This is a genomic window from Cryobacterium sp. Sr3 (assembly GCF_004402835.1).
GTDB classification, from domain to species: Bacteria; Actinomycetota; Actinomycetes; order Actinomycetales; family Microbacteriaceae; genus Cryobacterium; species Cryobacterium sandaracinum.
Genome location: NZ_SOFA01000042.1, coordinates 110653 through 128792, shown reverse-complemented (window position 1 = coordinate 128792; position 18140 = coordinate 110653). Strand labels below are relative to the sequence as shown.

The following is an 18140-nucleotide window of genomic DNA, read 5'->3' as shown; positions in this document are numbered from 1 at the left end:
AACGGCCGCATCGAATCCATGAACACCAAGATCCGACTACTCACCCGAATCGCCTTCGGCTTCAAATCACCCGACGCCCTCATCGCCCTGGCCATGCTCAGCCTCGGCGGCCACAAACCAGTGCTCCCCGGCCGGGTTTAACCCACGGAAGCAGCAGGAGAGCCGAGATTCTGGGGGAAAACCGCTTTCTCGGGGGTTTGTGGGCCAAATCCGGCAGAATCTCCGTCGAATTCGTTCAGGGCAGAGTTGCTGGCCGGGCCGGGCCCGGACTCGGATAGGGCGTGGAATGCACGTTCTGCCCACATCGAGGTCCCCTGATCGTCTACATCGGCAAGGGAAACGGCCGGTTCGGAAACCCCGGCCCGTGCGACCCCCAACGCCCACACTTGGCGGGCCTCACCCTTCCGGCCCCGCCGGCCGCAGAAAAATACCGCCGACCACTGCGCCGAGCCACGACCTCGGCTCCCCTTCCGTGAAGAGAAAGGAGCCGAGGTTACGGGTCGGCGGAGTGGGTGCAGTCAGTCGCCTGCGGTCAGTCGCCTACGCTCGTGCGGGTGGCGGGCAGGGCCGCGGCAGCGACGCCGCGGATCGGTGGGGTGTGGAACGTGCCCTGGAAGACCCGTTCGCTCGCGCCGACGCGGTCGAGGTAGGGCGTGATCCCGCCCATCTGGAACGGCCAGTTGGCCCCGAGGATCATGCACAGGTCGATGTCCTCCGCGGCGTGCACGACGCCGTCGTCCAGCATTCGCTTGATTTCATCGGCGAGGCCGTCCTCGATCCGGCGTAGGATCTGCTCGGCTGTCATCGGGGTCTGCCCGCCTGCGACGATCTTGACGGCGCCCTTGTCGAAGCCCTTGATCCTGCCCTTGGCGTCGCGCTCCAGAATGGTTCCGTGCTCGGCCAGCTTATGCAGGTTCGCGCTCTCGAAAAACCGGTCCGGGAATGCGGCATGGTGGGTGTCCAGAACGTGTGCGCCGACCTTGAGGCCGACCAGCTCGAGCAGCTCGAACGGGGTCATCGGCATCCCGAACGGAGCCAGTGACCCATCGACGACCTCGAACGGGGTTCCGGTGTCGACGGCGTGCATGGCCTCACCCAAGAGCTTCGCCAGGAGGCGGTTCACGACGAACCCGGAGGTGTCCCGGGTGATGACCGCGTTCTTTCGCAGTTTGGCTGCCACGACCATCGCCGTGGAGAGAGTGGCGTCGTTGGTCCGCGGGGTGTTCACGACCTCGATCAGCGGCATGATCGCCACCGGGTTGAAGAAGTGGAAACCGACCAGGCGCTCGGGGTGGGCCAGCTTCGCACCGATCTGTTCGACCGAGAGGGACGAGGTGTTGGTGGCGAGGATGGCGTCGGGAGAGATGTGCTTCTCGATTTCGGCGAAGACATCCTGCTTCACGCCGAGTTCCTCGAAGACGGCCTCGATCACCCAGTCGGCGTCGGCGAACTGTGCCTTGTCTGTCGTTCCCGTGACCAGAGCGCGGAGCCGGTTGGCCTCGTCGGGGGAGATACGGTTCTTGGTCTCCAGGGTGAGGATCTCGCCGTGGATGTACGCGACGCCCTTCTCGACGCGGGCCTGGTCGAGGTCTGTGATGACTACGGGCACGCGCAGGCGACGCACGAAGAGAAGGGCGAACTGGCTGGCCATCAGGCCGGCGCCGATGACGCCTACCTTGTTGATCGGGCGGGCGAGGGCCTTGTCCGGCGCACCGGCCGGCCGCTTGGCTCGCTTCTGCACCAGGTTGAAAGCGTAAATACTGGCCTGCAGCTGGTCTCCGGCGATGAGTTCGGCCAAGGAGTCGTCTTCCCGCTCGAACCCTTCCTGGCGAGATCCGCTCTTGGCTGCTTTGAGCAGGTTGAGGGCGATGTACGGCGACCGGGCGACGGTTCCAATGCGGTTTTCCAGCATCTTGCGGGCCACGCCCACGGCCACATCCCATTTCACGAGCCGTTCGACCTTGCCGGGCGTATTGGGCCGGGCGACCTTTGTCTTTCCGGCGATCACGCCATCGGCCCACTCGATGGACTGTTCAAGGAACCTGGCCGAGGCGAACTGCACGTCGGCGATGCCCAGCTCGAGAGCATCCGCCGCTTTGAGCGTGCGGTGCTTGAGCGGATTCTCGATGATCACCTTCAGCGCGTTCTCGATGCCGATCAGGTTGGGCAGCAGGTAGGAGCCGCCCCAGCCCGGGATCAGCCCAAGGGAGACCTCGGGCAGCGCGATCGCGGGCACGGTCGCGTCGACGGTGCGGTAGTCGGCGTTGAGGGCGATCTCCAGCCCGCCCCCCAGTGCGAGCCCGTTGATGAACACGAAGGAGGGCACACCCAGTTCGGCCTGCTTGCCCAGCGCATAGTGGCCCAACTGGGCCAGCAGCTTGCCCGTCGCGAGCGATGGGATCTCGCTGACCTTGCTCAGGTCGGCGCCGGCGGCGAGGATGAACGGTTTGCCGGTGACGGCGACGCCGTGGATGTCGCCGAGGGCGGCGCGTTCCCGGAGAAGGTCCATCGCCATGGCGAACTCGAGCAGGGTGTTCGGGCCGAGCGTGTTCGGGCGGGTGTGGTCCCGGCCGTTGTCAAGCGTGACCAGCGCCAGGGTCCTTCCACCGGACAGAGGCACATCGTGTACGTAGCAGTGGGTGACGACCTCGTCGGCCGACAGCTCGACCAGCGGGGTGAAATCGAGTTCGGAGTAGTTGCTCATCGCTTGCTTGCCTTCCGGTTGAAGTTCGGGTTCTCCCAAATCACGGTGCCGCCCTGGCCGAGACCGATGCACATGGCGGTGAGGCCGTAGCGCACCTCCGGGTGCTCGCTGAACTGACGGGCGAGCTGGTTCATCAGGCGCACGCCGGAGGAAGCGAGCGGATGTCCGATGGCGATCGCGCCGCCGTACTCGTTCACCCGTGGGTCCTCGTCGTCGATGCCGAAGTGGTCGAGGAACGAGATGACCTGCACGGCGAAAGCCTCATTGAGTTCGAACAGGCCGATGTCCGTGATGCTGAGGCCGGCCTTGCGCAGGGCCTTCTCGGTGGAGGGGACCGGACCGAGTCCCATGACCTCCGGCTCAACGCCGGCGAAGGCGAAGCTGACCATCTTCATTTTGACGGTGAGACCGAGGTCCTTGGCGGCCTTGCCGCTGGCGAGGAGGCAGGCGCTGGCACCGTCGTTGAGCCCGGAAGCGTTGCCGGCAGTGACCCGTCCGTGGGGACGGAAGGGGGTCTTGAGAGTCGCGAGGCCCTCCATCGTGGTTTCGGGGCGGGGAGCCTCGTCGCGGGTCGCCAGACCCCAGCCGGAATCGCTGCGGATCGCAACCGACACCAGGTCGGGCTGTATCTTCTCGGCGGCATAGGCCGCGGCGACCTTCTGTTGGCTGCGCAGGGCGAACCGGTCGGACCGCTCCTTGGTGTACGCCGGGAACCGGTCGTGGATGCGCTCGGCCGTGGCACCCATATTGAGGGCGTCCTCGCTGACCAGGCGCTCGGACAGGAAACGCGGATTCGGGTCGACGCCCGAACCCATCGGGTGGCGTCCCATGTGCTCGACGCCGCCGGCGATGGCCAGGTCGTAGGCGCCAAATCCGATCCCGGCTCCGAGAGTGGTCACGGCGGTCATGGCGCCGGCGCACATCCGGTCAATAGCGAATCCGGGTACCGACTTCGGCAACCCCGAAAGCAGTGCCGCCGTGCGACCGAGCGTGAGGCCCTGGTCGCCGGTCTGGGTGGTGGCGGCAATCGCCACCTCGTCGATGCGTTCCCCAGGGACCGACGGGTTGCGTTCCAGCAGTCCGATCATGGCCTTGACCACGAGATCATCCGCCCGGGTGTTCCAGTAAATGCCCTTTTCACCGGCGCGTCCGAACGGGGTACGAACCCCGTCCACAAACACGACTTCTGTTCTATCGGCCACTTTGCCTCCATCATCGATCAGGTGTCGGTCGATCCTAAAGGGGCTCCCGTGGAGGGTCGAATCCTTGGACGGATCCTACGAATCCGCTTCCGAAGAGAGCTCGATCGATTGGTGGACATCCACAAAGGCATCGGCGATCCGTTGTGCGGTCACTTCAATTTGCCAGGTGCGCGCACCCAGGTGCGCGAGCGCCTCACCGACGGATGCGGGATCGACGTTGACGGGCGGCGTCCACGCCACCCGGCGGACATAGTCCGGGGTGACGAGGTTCTCCAGCGGGATGGCGAGCTCCTCGGAGACCTCGGTGAGGGCTGCGCGAGCGGCCTTGTAGCGCAGGTCAGCCTCGGGATTGCGGTCGGACCAGGCGCGCGGGGGCGGGAGCAGGTCGCCGTTGCCCCGAAGCGACGGCAGGTCGGTTGACGCCAGGCCCTTCTGGATGGCACGCCACCAGCGGTCGAGTTCGCTGCGGCTCGCACGGCCGCTGAACTCCCTCAGATCAGCCAGGGCCTGCCGGTTCGCCGGCATGGCCCGTGCTGCCGCCGTCAGCGACGCATCGGGCACGAGCCGGCCGGGGGACACATCCAGCTCCTGTGCCAGAGCGTCGCGAGCCAGCCACAATTCCCGGGCCACGGCCAGGCCACGCTGTCCCCGGATGGAGTGCACGCCGGAAAGGCGGCGCCAGGGTTCGGGGCCGACGGGCTTCGCCTCACGCGCCAGCACGGCGGCGAATTCCTGCGCGGCGATGTCGGTCTTGGAATCGGTGGCGAGCATGTCGACCATACGGTCACGCAGGTCGGGAAGCAGTTCCACGTCGAGCGCGCCGTAGACCAGCCAGGCCTCCGGCAGTGGGCGGGTCGACCAGTTGGCGGCGGAGTGTTCCTTGGCAAGATGGATGCCGAGCAGCTCTTCTACCACCGTGCCGAGGCCGACCCGGGGGATTCCGAGCAGGCGGGCGGCCAGTTCAGTGTCGAAGATGTGTCGGGGGTCAAGTCCGACCTCGCGCAGGCAGGCCAGATCCTGGCTCGCGGCGTGGAAAATCCACTCTTCATCGCGCAGAGCCTGGTTGAGCTCGTGGAAGTTGCCGATCGCGGGCGGGTCAAACAGGAATGTGCCAGCGTCGCGCCGATAGATCTGGATCAGGTAGGCGCGCTGGGAGTAGGTGAAGCCGGAGGCTCGTTCAGCGTCGATGCCGATCGGGCCCGTGCCCGCGCTGAGGGCTGCGGTCGCCGCGAGGTAGGCGTCCCGCGTATCGATCACGTGGTGATCAAGCACGACCGGTTCGGCGTGTGGACAACATGCTGACTCCTTCGCCAGTGGGTGGAAGACCTGCGAGCATGCAGAGCAGCTCGCCCCATCCTTCGACGTGGGCGGCGAGATTGTGGTCCAGCGGCGTCCACGAGGCCCGCAGTTCGATCTGCGCGCCATCGCCCTGCTTGGCAAGTTCGCCAAAGCCGGACGAGATAATCTTAGTAGCGGTCCCCGAGGCCGCTGTATACCGTGCCCCGTGGGCGTCGAGAGCATCGACGAGCCACGACCAGGTGACCCCCGCGACGAACGGGTCGAGGCCGATGTCGGTTTCCAGGGGAGCCTGGGCGAAGCAGACGACGCGGAAGGCGCCGCCCCACTCCTCAGGCTCGGCCGGGTCATACAGCAGGATGAAGCGTCCGGTCCCGAGATCGGAGTCGCTCCCGTGACGTACCGGGGTCACGTCGGCCGAGAAGGCGATGGAGTGCGGAGCGAGGTTTCCGGGTGCGGAAATCTCATTGACCACAAGCTCCGTACGGATGCGGGCACGTGCGAAGGATGCGCGGGCGGCGGCGAACTCCGGCGAAGGCGTTTCTTGTGTTTCGGGCACGTGTGCAGACTAGAGTTTTTTTCGAGCGGAGTCGGACAGGCACGCCGGACAGGGGAGGTAGTCATGCGTGAGCGGGCGGGCTCAGGGCGGTACCCGAGGCGTTTTCTGGCGGTGAGCGGGATCGCAGTCGCCGGGGCAACGGTGTTGCTGGGGATCGCGGGCGGTGTTTTGGCGGCCGTGATGGCACGTCGGATTGTGACGCCCTCGACCACGCGCTCCGACGACGTGCGGATCCACTCCGTCGACCTCGTGGCGGGAACGATTACGCTGCAGTCCACGGCGGATTCCGTACTGCAGGGCGATTACAGCTTCTGGTTCTCGGGCGATACAGGACACGCCCACCTGGGCGAGATCCTCCGTCTCACGCCCACGAAGGTGACGCGGCGCATCCTGCGCGTCGATCACGGGGATCTGGCCCGAGCCGAGCGCGGCCGGCTCGGCGGCTACTCGTACCTCGGGCCCTGGGACCTCGGCTTCGCCTTCGAGGACGTGCTCGTTTCCACCGACGTCGGTGATGCTCCGGCCTGGCTGATCCCGGCCGAGGAGCCGGACGGCCGCTGGGTGATCCAGGTGCACGGGCGCGGGGTGCAGCGGCAGGAGACGCTGCGAGCGGCGCCGGTCTTCCGGGATGCGGGCTTCACGTCCCTGCTTGTGTCGTACCGCAACGACGGGGAGGCACCGCGGAGCGGCGACGGCCGGTATTCCCTCGGAGACGCGGAATGGCAGGATGTCGATGCGGCGATCGCGTTCGCGGTGCACCGCGGTGCGACCGAGATCGTGTTGATGGGGTGGTCCATGGGCGGCGCGATCGTGCTGCAGAGCGCGACGCGATCAACGCTGCGCGACCGGATCGTCGGCATCGTGCTCGACTCGCCCGTGATCGACTGGGCGGATGTCGCGCGCTTCCACGGCGGTCTGCTCGGCCTGCCCGCGGTCATCGCCAGCAGTGCTCTGGAGGTCCTGGGACGGCGTTGGGGCAAGATCATCACCGGTCAGACCCAACCGATCGACTTCGGACGCCTCGATTTCGTCACGCGCGCCGCCGAGCTCGACCTACCGGTGCTCCTGATGCACAGCGACGACGACGGATTCGTGCCCGCGACCGGCTCCCGCGCCCTGGCCGGGCGCCGACCCGACATTGTGACCTTTCTGCCTTTCGCGGTGGCGCGGCACACGAAGCTGTGGAACTACGACCGCGAGGGTTGGAATCAGGCCATCACGAACTGGCTGGTCGAGATCGCTCCCACCGAGCGTATGTCGCTCCCTGGTCGTCCAGGAGAAGTTGCCGCAACCTGAATCCGGTGGATCCGGCCGTGGCCGATTCGAGCAACCCCCGGCCGCCGAGCACCACCTGGGGGCTCGTGGACAGGCAGAATTCGTCGACCAGGTCGGCCGCGAAGAATCGCCCGGCCAGCACCGGACCGCCCTCGCAGACGATGCGCGGGAGGCCGAGGGCGCAGAGGGCCGCGAGAATCGTGGACGGAGTGAGGACGCCGTTCTCATCGTCGAGCGGCACGACGGTCGTGCGGGCCCCGACCGTGGCGGCCTCCACCCGGCCGACTGCGAAGCGCGGACAGAGGATGAACACCGGCTGCCGATGCGCGGATTCCGGGTGTGCGGAGTCCCGGTGCGTAAAGTGCTCGAGCCGATGACCGGCCAGGTTTCCGCTGGAGGTGACGACCGCGAGGGCCGCCCGGGCCGGCACGACGTACCCCTCCGCACGGACACTGCCGGCGCCGATCAGGACGACGTCGGCAAGTTCCCTGATCACACCGAGGATCCGGCGGTCGAGGCGGCTCGAGAGGGAATCCGAGGTGCCATCGGACCCGGCCACGCCGCCGTTCAGGCTGGTGATCATGTTGACCCGCAGGTACGCGCCCGGCGCCGGGGCGTAGCGCCGCAACAGCCAATCCCGGCTGACCGGGTCGAGCCCGTCGACGCTCCGCGGCAGGTCGACCGTATCGCCGCCCGCGTCCGGCTCCGGAAACACCCGGGTCAGGGTCACGCAGCGCCCTCGCGCAGGCGGCGCTTGGTGCGGGCGAGCATGGCTGACATGCCGCGGATGCGCAGGGGAGACACCGCTTTCGTCAATCCGATCGTGTTCGGATAGTCATCCGGCACATCGAGCACCTCCTGGGCGCTGAGCCCATCCAGACCTTGGGCCAGGATCGAGGCGAAGCCCCGGGTCGTCGGCGACTCCCGGGGAGCGGTCGCGTAGAGGTGCACCGCGGACTCGCCGTCCACCTCGACGAACATGAAGACGGGAGACTGGCATTCAACGACTCGCTCGAGTAGGTCCGGGTGCTCCGCGTAGCGCGGCGGGAGCGCCGGCAGCTCGTCGGCGAACTCAAGCAGCAGCAGCAGCCGGTCGGACTCCTCGAGTTCGAGGAAGTCATCGCGGATCTCGGCCAGTTTGGCGGGAAGTTCGGTAACGGTCATCGACACTCATTCTGCCATGCGCGGGCCGTGAGGCCCCAGAATCCGAGTGGGCCGGCCGGCTCAGCGGGGCTGAGGTGCGGCGCCCGGCTCCGTGCCCATCACGATCGGCACGTGCACGGCGTTACCCCATTCGGTCCAGGACCCGTCGTAGTTGCGCACGCCTTCGAAGCCGAGAAGGTGGGTCAGGACGAACCAGGTGTGGCTGGACCGCTCGCCGATCCGGCAGTAGGCGATGACGTTGTCGCCGTCGGAAAGGCCGGCCTCGTCACGGTAGATGGCGTCCAGCTCGCTTCGGGTGCGGAAGGTGGCGTCCGGGGCAGCGGCGCGCGCCCACGGCACCGACGCCGCCGACGGGATGTGGCCGCCGCGCAGGGCGCCCTCCTCCGGGTAGGCCGGCATGTGGGTGCGTTCGCCGGTGTACTCCTCGGGGGAGCGCACGTCGATCAGCGGGTTCCCGAAGTGCGCGAAGACATCCTCGCGGAATGCGCGGATGGCGGAATCGTTGCGCGGGGCGACCGGGTACACGGTCGGGGTGATAACGGGCTTGTCCCGGGTGAGGCCTCGTTCCTCGGCCACCCACTTGTCACGGCCGCCGTCGAGCAGGCGGACGTCTTCGTGGCCGAATAGGGTGAACACCCACAGGGCGTAGGCCGCCCACCAGTTGTTCTTGTCGCCGTAGATGACCACGGTGGTGTCGCGGGAGATGCCCTTGGCACCGAGCATTGCGGCGAAGGCGGCACCGTCGACGAAGTCGCGCTCGACCGGATCATTGAGGTCGGTATGCCAGTCGATTTTCACGGCTCCCGGAATGTGGCCGGTTTCGTAGAGCAGAACGTCTTCATCCGATTCGACGACAACAAGACCGGGGGTTTCGAGATGCGCCTGCAGCCACTCGGTGCTGACCAGACGTTCGGGGTGGGCGTAGGCCATGAACTTCGGTGCCGGATCGAGATCAACAGACATGGGGGGAACCTCCTGGTGGCGTCCGATGGACACTGGAATCAAATGGGCGCGGTTTAGGCTGGTTACCGGTCCGCGTTTTCGAATCTACGCGGTATGGGTCCTGATCGCATCCGCGGTCGTTCTTCAACGATGGTGCTCCGACCGGGACTATCAGTTCGACACAGAAACCGGGTACTACAGCATGGCTCCACAAGCTCTCAGCCAGGTGCAACGTTTGGCCGATCGCTCTCCGAGCATCACCGGGCCGGAGATCGTGGCCGAGTTGGTTCCGCCGCCCCAGTTCGAGCACGCCTCCTTCGCGTCGTACCGACCTGACCTGAACTTCCCCTCGCAGCTCGAGGCCGTTGAACGGCTGGGCACCTTTGCCGGAGCCTGGCTGGCCCAGCGGCCCAGCGGCTTCTTCTCCCGCACCCGCAAGTCCAAGCCGGAGCTGCCGGGCATCTACCTGGACGGTGGTTTCGGCGTCGGCAAAACCCACCTGCTGGCCGCGCTCTGGCATGCCGCCCCGGGACCGAAATACTTCGGCACCTTCATCGAGTACACCGCACTGGTGGGAGCACTCGGCTACGCAGCCACCGTCAGGCAGCTCTCCGGCGCCCGCCTGATCTGCATCGACGAGTTCGAACTCGACGACCCGGGCGACACCATGCTGATGACCCGGCTTCTGGGCGAGCTCGTGGCCTCGGGTACCCGCGTCGCCGCCACGTCGAACACGCCGCCGAATTCGCTGGGCGAGGGGCGTTTCGCCGCGATCGACTTCCTTCGCGAGATCCAGGCGATGTCCGCGAACTTCGAGATCGTGCGTATCGACGGCCTCGACTTCCGCAGGCGCGACATCGAGGGCCACGCCATCGCCGTGTCCCGGGACGAAGTGGACCAGCTGGTGCCCGCCCTGGTCGAACGCGGCTCCACGGTGACCCGGGACGACTTCGGCGACCTGATCCGACATCTCAGCACGGTGCATCCGTCGAAGTACATCAAGTTGATCCACGGCATCGACGTCATCGCCCTGACCGATGTGTACCTACTGACCGACCAGACGGATGCCCTCAGGCTGGTCGCCTTCATCGACCGGGTCTACGACGCGGAGATTCCGATCATCGCCAACGGGCAGCCCCTGAACGAGGTCTTCGACGAGGAGATGCTCTCCGGCGGTTACCGGAAGAAGTACCAGCGGTCCCAGTCCCGTCTCGTGGCGCTGACCACAGGTGAGCTTCCACCGCACGACTGATCCACGACTGATCGAGGCCGGACCACCGCTCTGCTTGCCGGAAACGCGATGTTAACACCGTCGCTCGGCGCGTAACGCGGGCGAAACATCCGCGCGCACTCACCGAAACCTCACAACTTCAAACTGACTCTGTACCCGCCGAGACACGATCAACCGCTCACCCTGTGCACGTCGACGGCAATCACTGTTAGTTAGCGAGAGGTAACCATATCCATGGTTCAACTGTCAGTCCTGTTGGACGCCACAACTGATGAAATAGCCCTGAATCTCAATTCCCTGTGGCTCCTCGTCGCGGCCGCCCTCGTGCTTCTGATGACTCCCGGTGTTGCCTTCTTCTACGGCGGAATGGTGAAGGCGAAGAGCGTCATCAGCATGATGATGATGAGCTTCGGCGCGATGGGCGTTGTCGGTGTGCTGTGGGTGCTCTACGGCTACGGGCTCGTCTTCGGCCCGCCGCTGATCCCCGGTTTCCTCGGCAACCCGTCCGGGCTGCTCGGCCTGAGTGGGCTGCTCGGCGCCGGGGAAGACGGATCCCTCTCTCCCGACCTGAACGGGCTGGCGTTCGCCGGCTTCCAGGCCACCTTCGCCATCATCACCGTCGCACTGATCTCTGGTGCGATCGCCGACCGTGCCAAGTTCGGCGCCTGGTTGATCTTCGCCGCCGTGTGGTCGACCCTGGTGTATTTCCCGGTCGCCTACTGGGTCTTCAACCTCGCCGATGGCTGGGCTCCCGCCGCTCTCGGGGTCAACGACTTCGCCGGTGGCACCGCTGTGCACATCAACGCCGGTGCAGCCGGTCTGGCTCTCGCCTTGGTGCTCGGCAAGCGGGTGGGTTTCAAGAAAGGCATCTCCAAGCCCCACAACGTTCCGCTCACCCTCCTCGGTGCCTCGCTCCTGTGGTTCGGCTGGTTCGGTTTCAATGCCGGCTCCGAAGCCGCCGTCGACGGTGTCGCCGCCCTCGCCTGGATCAACACGCTCGTCGCTCCCGCCGCCGGTATTCTCGGCTGGCTGATCGTCGAGAAGATCAAGGACGGCAAGCCCACCTCGATCGGTGCCGCCTCGGGTTCCGTCGCCGGGCTCGTCGCCGTCACCCCTGCCTGTAACATCCTCACCCCGTTCTGGGCGATCGTCCTCGGAGTCCTCGTCGGAGCGGTATGCGCGGTTGCCATCGACCTGAAGTTCAAGTGGGGCTTCGACGACTCGCTCGACGTGGTGGGCATCCACCTCATCGGTGGCATGATCGGAACGCTCTACATCGGTATCTTCGGGTCGGGCATCGGCCTGCTCGACACCGGCAGCCTCAACCAGCTCTGGGTGCAGTTCGTCGCAGCCTTCGGCATCGCGATCTTCTCCTTCGTGATGGCCTACGGCATCGGCGTGATCATTCAGAAGACGATCGGCTTCCGAATCAACAACGAAGACGAGGTGGCCGGAGTGGACACCATCGTGCACGGTGAAGAGGGCTACGCGCTCGACGCCGTCTAACCATGAAGCAGCACCGCCCTGTGCATGCTGTCCTTTTCGGTGGCTGTCCTATTCGGTGGCTGTCCTATTCGGTGTAGGACGACCTCGACAGCGCCTGGGACTTCAGGGCGTCGAACTCGGCCGGGGTGATCGCGCCCGCAGCGTGCAGAGCCTTCGCCCGGCCGATCTCCTCCGTGGGCCCGGCACTGGTTCCGGCGACACTGCGGATGCACTGATCGGTCTGCGCCTGGTACTCCCTCGACTCCGTGGAACTGCGTGCACCTTAGCCGTGGGGCAGGCCGAGAGCCACGGTGACGAGGCTGAACGACCACTCGGGGCCGCGAATGGAGGACGCGTCTCTATGACCTCGCATCGGGTACCGGCTCAGATGGCGCTTCCGGGCGCAGCCCTGACACCGGGAGCCGTGACACCTGCAGCGTCGTCACCGGCTGCACCGTCACCGGGGGTCGGCACGCCGATCCCGGCTCCGTCGACCGCTGAGGTGAAACGGCCGCGGCTTGATGGTGCATTTCATCGGCTCATCGCCGGCGAAGCGCGCTGCGTCTGCGTGTGGGCTGCGGCAGGCCCCGGGAAGATGACCCTGCTGGCGTCCTGGGCTGGCCGTTTTCACCGGAACGGGGAGTCGGTCACCTGGGTACGCGCGCAGCCGGGCCGGTTCCGTCCCGCTGACGTCTGGCGGCAGGTCGGGCGGCGCTCGGGGGTGTCAGGCGACGGGGACACCCGGTACGTGTTCATCGGTGGGTTGGACCGTGTCGAAGCGGATCGGCCGGGCTGGTGGGCGAGCTGGTCGCGTCGGCGCCCGAGGGCATCCGTCTCGTGGTCGCCGGGCGCACTCGGCCGTGCGCAGGGCCGACGCGACTGCGCGGCGACGGCTTCATGGTCGACGTGCCGCCGGCGGACCTGGCGTTCGATCGGAGCGAGCTGCTGCTGATCGTGCCGTTCCTGCACGGGAGGAACGATTCCGCACGGCTGGTGGTGGATTTCGACGGTGACGATCCGGCGGTGGCCGGTTTCCTCCGGTCGGAGATCATCGCCGGCTGAGCTGACGGTGACGAGAACACGAAGCTGCGCGCCGCCGTCAGGCCTGTCCTCTCGGTCGACCTGGCCGTCGAGGTGACGAAGCGAGCGGATGCCGGGGCTGGGCTGGACCGGCTGGCCGGGCCCAGCGCACTTATCACCAGGGAGAGCGGCGACGACACCAGGGCGTATCGCATCCACTCGATCCTGCTGGCCTATCTGCAGGGCGATGCGCGGCGACGTGACTTCGCGGCGGCGGCGGCTCACGAGACCGCGGCCCGGTGGTTCGCGCGCCGCGCCGACGGTCAAAACGCTCTCGAGCAGGCGCTTGCTGCCGGGCTGCCCGTCCTCACCGCCGAGATGCTCGATGCTTTCGGTCTCGATCTCGTGCTCAGGGGAACGCCAGACCTCGTCCTCCGTGCCCTGGCAGAGCCGGCCGCGCGCGCCGGGAACCCAGGTGCATCCGTGGCGGCGTCCCTAAGGCTGCTCCTGGAGGCACCATACTTTCCCGACCGGGGGCAGGCCGACCACCTGTTGGCGGAGCTCGAGGTGGTGGGGCTCGCGTCCGGCGGCAGTGCGGAGATCTGGACCGTCGTGATCGACGCGCTTGCCGCCTTCTTCGCAGCGACGCCTGACGAAATCCGGGACCGTCTGGCCAGGCTGGGCGCCGTCCGCGCCGCACCGGGGCGGCGGGGAGACCTCGGTGTCGACCTGCTGGCCGCCACCGCGGAGACCTGGTGCCGCGCCGGTCTGGGCGAGGCGGAGCGAGCCGAAGCGGGACTGCGAATGGTGGCTGTGACCGCGCGGAATGCCGGTAACCAATGGCTGTTCCTGCTTGCCGGCGACCTCGCCGCCGTGTCGGCCTCCCGCCGGGGCGACTGGGCCCGCGCCGGTCTCATCGACGATCAACTCGCTCGGGCGACGGATGCCGCAACGCGCCCGGCCACGGGTGCCGTGGCATCCGTGGCGGGGGCGGCGTTCAACCGCGCAGCGGCCCGCGCCTCGGTCTCGCTCCAGATCCGCCGGTACGAACGCTGCGAGCCGATCGATCAGGGCGTGCTGGAACGGCTTGTCGCGGCCGACCCTCTGGTGTGGGATTCCGGACTGATCGTGCCCGCCCAGACCTTCCTGTCCCTGTCGGCACCGGCGGCGGACCCGAGGCGGCGATCGGTGCTCGAGAATCTGAACGGCTTGATGCGGGAGAATGCGGACGCCCACCCGCGTGTGCCGAGCCTGTGCTGCATCCCCTGGTTCGAGCTGACCGGTGCGCTGGACGGGCGGGCCGAGGCCCGACGTGTCACGCTCCTGGTGGAGAACGTGCTGGGTACGGACTCGTTGGAGGCCGTGCTGCTCCGCTCCCTGGCGTACCCGCCGGCCCCGGGCCGCCACGGCGCCGGTGGGCGGCTGGAAGCCGCCGCAACGCCGGCCGCCCGGTGTTGGAGCGGGACCACGCTCGTGAGCGCCTGGATCGTGCTCGCCGGCATCGCTGAGGAGGGTGAACGATCTGCCGAAGCGGATGCCCGTCTGGCTCGGGCGCCGCGCCTGGCTGAGCAGCTGCGGGACCTCGACGGTTTCGCAAACCGGATTGTGACTCGGTCCGCTCAGGCGCCGGGGGAGAATTGCCCAGCCCCAGCCCCAGCCCCAGCCCAGCCCCAGCCCCAGCCCCAGCCCCGGCCCCGGTCGCACCGCTCACCGAGCGGGAGCGGGTGCTGCTGCGCGAGCTGCCCTTCCATCAATCCGTGGCGGACATCGACCGCAAGCACAATGTGAGCCCGAACACCGTCAAAACTTATCTGCGCAACATCTATCAGAAGCTTGAGGACACCGACCGCACCCGGGCCGTGACTATTGCTCAGGAGCGCGGCCTGCTCTGACCTGCACCCCCCGAATGGGAATGGTTCCGCCTGACCCAGACCACTAGGCTTCGAGGGTCTCGTGCCCGCGCGCGCCGCGCGAAGTGCCAGGCCACGTGCATGATCTTCGTGCCGGCGGAACGGAAGGACCCCATGTTTGAATTCCTGCTCAGCCCCATCCCCGGTCTCATCATGCTGGGTATCGTCGTCTTCCTGATCGGCCTGTTCTATGCCAAGAGCGTCTACAAGAACGCCGGGCCGGACGAAGCCCTGATCATCACCGGCAAGAAATCGAAGAAGACCATCGTCGACGGCGCCACGCTGGAGGAATCCGGGCAACGCGTCGTGCACGGCCAGGGCGTGTTCATCACCCCGTTCTTCCAGAAGGCGTTCAAGATCAGCCTGCGCAGCCGGGCGATCGAGATCACGGCCGTCGCCCAGGACCAGAACGGCGTCACCCTCACCGTGGAAGCAGTCGCCATTGTGAAGGTCGGCGACGACCCGGCCGCCATTCGTGCCGCCGCGCAGAGGTTTCTCGGCCAGGACAAGAACATCGACGGCTTCGCACAGGAAGTACTGTCGGGATCCCTGCGGTCGTCGATCGGTGGCACGAACGTGATGACCATCATCCAGAAGCGCGACGAGCTCGGCTCCTCGGTGCTGGCGACCGCCCGGGAGTCCCTGGCCAACCAGGGCGTCGACGTGGACTCGTTCGAGATTAAGGGCATCACTGACGAGAACGACTACATCCGGGACCTCGGACGCGCCGAGCAGGCCAAGGTGCGGCGCCAGGCCGAGGTTGCCGAGCACGCGGCCAACCGGGAGGCACAGGAGGCCGCCATTCTGGCCGAGCAGGCCATCGCCGAGGCCCAGAACACGCTCGCACTTCGAAAAGCGGCGCTGCAGCTGGACACCGACAAGGCCGCCGCCGAAGCCGCCGCGGCCAAGCCGCTGGCCGAGGCCAAGGCCCAGCAGGCCATCGTTCAGGAGCAGGAGCTCACCGCCCAGCGGCGCGCATCTCTCCGCAAGGCCGAGCTTGAGTCCGAGGTCAACGCGATCGCCGACGCCGAGGCGTACCGCATCCGGGTGACCGCCATCGCGGCGGCGGAGGCCGCCGTGGCCGGCGCGAACGCCGATCGCGACAGCCGCATCGCCAACGCCGAGGCCCTCCGCGCGGAGGGGCAGGCCGAGGCCGACGCCATCCTCGCCCGCGGTACCGCTGAGGCGACCGCTACCCGGCTGTCCGCCGAGGCCGTCGCCGAGCAGAGTGAGGCGCTGATCCAGCTTCGCATGGTGGAAATGCTGCCCGAGATCGCCCGCGAGCTGGCCGCTCCGATGTCGAACATCGACAACCTGACGGTCATCTCCACGGATGGCGCCAGCCAACTGACCAAGAATGTCGCTTCCGGTATCACCGAGGTCGACGGCGTGCTCAAGTCGACCATGGGTATCGGCATCCGGGAACTGCTCGGCAACCTCGTCGGTGGAGCCGCTGTCGGAGCGGCCGCGACCAAAACCGCCAAGCCACAGGCCTCACTCACGACCGCCCAGCAGGCCGACGTCGACAGCGCTCTGGCCGCGCCGGCCGTCGAGGCATAGCACGCAGTCAGGTCGGACGCTGATTCAGGCCTTCGCGCCTGGATCGCTCGCATTTCGAGGGCGTCGACCTGGTCCCGGTGCGAGTAGCGTTGATGTTCACAGAATGCCGCAGTCTGGTCCGCATGGGCTCGGGAACAAGGGGAGATTTCCAGATGACGGATGCCGCGATGGACCCGGTCTCGGCCGTTGCGCCCCTGCTGGCCGGGCGAGCGTCCTCGAGCCAGCGCTGGTCGAATCTGATATTCGTGCACTGGCGCGTGGACGCCGCTCTCGTGGCTCCGCTGCTGCCGGACGGTCTCGTGCCCGACGAATTCGACGGCGCTAGCTGGGTTGGGCTGATCCCGTTCGTGCTGGACCGGGCCACCGTCTTCGGCAGTCCGCCCATTCCCTACTTCGGCACCTTCGTTGAGGTGAACGTGCGCCTGTACGCGGTGGATGCGAACGGGCACCGCGGCGTGGTCTTCGTCTCGCTGGAGGCCTCCCGGCTGGCGGCTGTGCTGGCGGCCCGGGCATTGTTCTCGATCCCGTACATGTGGTCCCGCACCAAGCTTGAGGTCGGGGCGGGGGAATACCGCTACACCGCGCGCCGACACCTGGCCGCCGGGGCGCACACCGAGATCGTGGTGCGGCCGACTGCCCGCCCGGTCTTCGGCGACCCGCTCGCCGATTTCCTGACCGCCCGCTGGGCTCTATTCACCCGTACGCGTGGCCGCACGGTGCACCTGCGCAACCACCATGAGCCGTGGGAGCTCTTCGAGGCCGAACTGGTGAGCCTTGACGACACCCTGCTCGCCGTGGCGGGGTTCCCCGGGCTGGCCGGACGCGAGCCGGATTCCGTGCTGTATTCGCCCGGGGTCACCACCTGGTTCGGCGCCGCCGGCTGAGTCGCGGGCCGACGCTATCGAGGCAAGGTAGGACGGGGCGTTCGCTCGGCGGGCGGAACCGGTCGAGGCGCGCGTCGCTTCGGGCTGGCCCGCGCCGCGTTGGAGTCGGGTGAGATCAGTTGTCAGCATGCGAGGGTGGTGATCGTTCAGGCGTGGTCGGTGCCGACGAGGTGAGGCCGGCGTTCGAGGTGGAGGTTCTGCGTTCGGCAGGCAGGTTGCCGGCGTCGAAGTTGACGTACCAGGCCCCGCGGCATGGCGTCGCGGACGCTCTACGACCGTGCTGAGAAGGTGGCGCTGCGGTCCGATCGCCGCGGAGACGGCCCGGCGGATCGCGGTCGGGTGCCGAGCTTCACCCGGATTCTGGTGCGTCCGGAGGCGGGGGCGGTGCTCTTGGTCGGCCGCGACCGGTACATGGTGCCGGAAGACCCGAAACGGTTCCTGCGGGTGTGGGTCAAACCTGCCGGTTTCCAGGCTGCAACCGGTCGGTCGCAAACTGCGATATCGAGCATTCCCTGGATTGATAGTTCGATGGGCTGACCGCGCACGACAATCTGGCACGTCTGTCTGCGGGCTGTCATGCGCTGACGAGCGAGACCGGTTGGCGGATGTTGCACCGCGGCGGCGGCTTACGTGAGTGGACGTCGCCGACGGGGCGCAGGCTCGTGAGCGAGCCGGCCAGGGTCATCCGCTCGGCTTCGACCGAACCGTCGACCTCCTGGTGCGCAGGCTCGTGAGCGAGCCGGCCAGGGTCATCCGCTCGGCTTCGACCGAACCGTCGACCTCCTGGTGCGCCACCATGCCACGATCATGAGCGTAGTGCTGCTGGTCATCGGCGCGGCCCTGATCTGAGGGGGCCGGTCCGATCGGGGAAGCCCCCGGCCCGACCGCCTGCGCCGAGGATGTCGCCT

At 67.3% G+C, this 18140-nt stretch carries 18 protein-coding genes; 10 read left to right on the top strand and 8 right to left on the bottom strand.

Going from position 1 to position 18140, the window contains the following annotated elements; all coding sequences use genetic code 11:
* Positions 1-141: transposase (locus E3N94_RS14350; protein ID WP_166790115.1), on the top strand; the 141-nt coding region annotated here is incomplete at its 5' end.
* A 391-nt stretch (positions 142-532) separates the two neighbouring features.
* On the opposite strand, the gene E3N94_RS14345 is transcribed toward E3N94_RS14350, so the two are convergent.
* The 4 genes from E3N94_RS14345 to E3N94_RS14330 all read right to left on the bottom strand — a co-directional run bounded on the left by E3N94_RS14345 (position 533) and on the right by E3N94_RS14330 (position 5761).
* Positions 533-2704, bottom strand: coding sequence for a 3-hydroxyacyl-CoA dehydrogenase NAD-binding domain-containing protein (locus E3N94_RS14345; RefSeq protein WP_134415092.1), 2172 nt, complete (start codon positions 2702-2704; stop codon positions 533-535).
* Positions 2701-3906, bottom strand: a complete 1206-nt coding sequence (locus E3N94_RS14340) for a thiolase family protein (RefSeq protein WP_104099613.1) — start codon at positions 3904-3906, stop codon at positions 2701-2703. The genes E3N94_RS14345 and E3N94_RS14340 overlap by 4 nt, the downstream gene beginning before the upstream one ends.
* A gap of 75 nt (positions 3907-3981) precedes the next feature.
* The gene (locus E3N94_RS14335) at positions 3982-5178 is read right to left on the bottom strand and encodes a ribonuclease D (protein ID WP_134570447.1); all 1197 of its coding nucleotides are present in this window, start codon (positions 5176-5178) and stop codon (positions 3982-3984) included.
* Positions 5171-5761, bottom strand: a complete 591-nt coding sequence (locus E3N94_RS14330) for a DUF3000 domain-containing protein (RefSeq protein ID WP_104099615.1) — start codon at positions 5759-5761, stop codon at positions 5171-5173. Before E3N94_RS14330 ends, E3N94_RS14335 begins: the two co-directional genes overlap by 8 nt.
* 111 nt (positions 5762-5872) lie before the next feature.
* On the opposite strand from E3N94_RS14330, the gene E3N94_RS14325 reads away from it, so the two are divergent.
* Positions 5873-7057 (top strand): alpha/beta fold hydrolase, encoded by a 1185-nt coding sequence (locus E3N94_RS14325; RefSeq protein WP_166790114.1) that lies wholly within the window; start codon positions 5873-5875, stop codon positions 7055-7057.
* Here E3N94_RS14325 and E3N94_RS14320 read toward each other — a convergent pair.
* From E3N94_RS14320 to E3N94_RS14310, 3 genes are read right to left on the bottom strand one after another with little or no spacing between them, the layout of a single operon-like run.
* Positions 6978-7766: a dihydrofolate reductase family protein gene (locus E3N94_RS14320; RefSeq protein ID WP_134570445.1), complete on the bottom strand. Its 789-nt coding sequence runs from the start codon at positions 7764-7766 to the stop codon at positions 6978-6980. The genes E3N94_RS14325 and E3N94_RS14320 overlap by 80 nt on opposite strands.
* Positions 7763-8200: a SufE family protein gene (locus tag E3N94_RS14315; protein ID WP_134570444.1), complete on the bottom strand. Its 438-nt coding sequence runs from the start codon at positions 8198-8200 to the stop codon at positions 7763-7765. The genes E3N94_RS14320 and E3N94_RS14315 overlap by 4 nt, the downstream gene beginning before the upstream one ends.
* 60 nt (positions 8201-8260) lie before the next feature.
* Positions 8261-9163 (bottom strand): sulfurtransferase, encoded by a 903-nt coding sequence (locus tag E3N94_RS14310; protein ID WP_104099619.1) that lies wholly within the window; start codon positions 9161-9163, stop codon positions 8261-8263.
* A 181-nt stretch (positions 9164-9344) separates the two neighbouring features.
* Here E3N94_RS14310 and zapE point away from each other — a divergent pair, with 181 nt between their 5' ends.
* Positions 9345-10394 carry a cell division protein ZapE gene (zapE, locus tag E3N94_RS14305; protein WP_134371501.1) on the top strand — a complete coding sequence of 350 codons (1050 nt, stop codon included), beginning with the start codon at positions 9345-9347 and terminating at the stop codon, positions 10392-10394.
* A 213-nt stretch (positions 10395-10607) separates the two neighbouring features.
* Positions 10608-11879, top strand: a complete 1272-nt coding sequence (locus E3N94_RS14300; protein ID WP_134570443.1) for an ammonium transporter — start codon at positions 10608-10610, stop codon at positions 11877-11879.
* 64 nt (positions 11880-11943) lie between these two features.
* Here E3N94_RS14300 and E3N94_RS17315 read toward each other — a convergent pair whose 3' ends face one another.
* A complete protein-coding gene (locus E3N94_RS17315) occupies positions 11944-12045 on the bottom strand; it encodes an SHOCT domain-containing protein (RefSeq protein ID WP_255453078.1) in 102 nt (33 codons plus the stop codon).
* 608 nt (positions 12046-12653) lie between these two features.
* Between E3N94_RS17315 and E3N94_RS14290 the strand changes: the two genes are divergently transcribed.
* From E3N94_RS14290 to E3N94_RS14270, 6 genes are all read left to right on the top strand, one after another.
* Complete coding sequence (locus tag E3N94_RS14290) at positions 12654-12920, top strand: hypothetical protein (protein WP_134371503.1); 267 nt, start codon at positions 12654-12656, stop codon at positions 12918-12920.
* A gap of 72 nt (positions 12921-12992) precedes the next feature.
* On the top strand, positions 12993-14666 hold the full coding sequence (locus E3N94_RS16915; RefSeq protein ID WP_198416296.1) for a hypothetical protein: 1674 nt from the start codon (positions 12993-12995) through the stop codon (positions 14664-14666).
* The gene (locus E3N94_RS14285) at positions 14636-14770 is read left to right on the top strand and encodes a LuxR C-terminal-related transcriptional regulator (protein ID WP_166785917.1); all 135 of its coding nucleotides are present in this window, start codon (positions 14636-14638) and stop codon (positions 14768-14770) included. The genes E3N94_RS16915 and E3N94_RS14285 overlap by 31 nt, the downstream gene beginning before the upstream one ends.
* A gap of 132 nt (positions 14771-14902) precedes the next feature.
* Positions 14903-16348 carry an SPFH domain-containing protein gene (locus tag E3N94_RS14280; RefSeq protein WP_158250210.1) on the top strand — a complete coding sequence of 482 codons (1446 nt, stop codon included), beginning with the start codon at positions 14903-14905 and terminating at the stop codon, positions 16346-16348.
* A 122-nt stretch (positions 16349-16470) separates the two neighbouring features.
* On the top strand, positions 16471-17232 hold the full coding sequence (locus E3N94_RS14275) for a DUF2071 domain-containing protein (RefSeq protein ID WP_241987135.1): 762 nt from the start codon (positions 16471-16473) through the stop codon (positions 17230-17232).
* A gap of 339 nt (positions 17233-17571) precedes the next feature.
* A complete protein-coding gene (locus E3N94_RS14270) occupies positions 17572-17769 on the top strand; it encodes a hypothetical protein (RefSeq protein WP_134371509.1) in 198 nt (65 codons plus the stop codon).
* Positions 17770-18140 lie beyond the last annotated feature (371 nt).

Coding starts and splice junctions, on each gene's coding strand:
- E3N94_RS14310 (WP_104099619.1), bottom strand. CDS start 9,163: ATGTCTGTTGATCTCGATCCGGCACCGAAGTTCATGGCCTACGCCCAC.
- zapE (WP_134371501.1), top strand. CDS start 9,345: ATGGCTCCACAAGCTCTCAGCCAGGTGCAACGTTTGGCCGATCGCTCT.
- E3N94_RS14280 (WP_158250210.1), top strand. CDS start 14,903: ATGTTTGAATTCCTGCTCAGCCCCATCCCCGGTCTCATCATGCTGGGT.
- E3N94_RS14315 (WP_134570444.1), bottom strand. CDS start 8,200: ATGACCGTTACCGAACTTCCCGCCAAACTGGCCGAGATCCGCGATGAC.
- E3N94_RS14275 (WP_241987135.1), top strand. CDS start 16,471: ATGGGCTCGGGAACAAGGGGAGATTTCCAGATGACGGATGCCGCGATG.
- E3N94_RS14345 (WP_134415092.1), bottom strand. CDS start 2,704: ATGAGCAACTACTCCGAACTCGATTTCACCCCGCTGGTCGAGCTGTCG.
- E3N94_RS14300 (WP_134570443.1), top strand. CDS start 10,608: ATGGTTCAACTGTCAGTCCTGTTGGACGCCACAACTGATGAAATAGCC.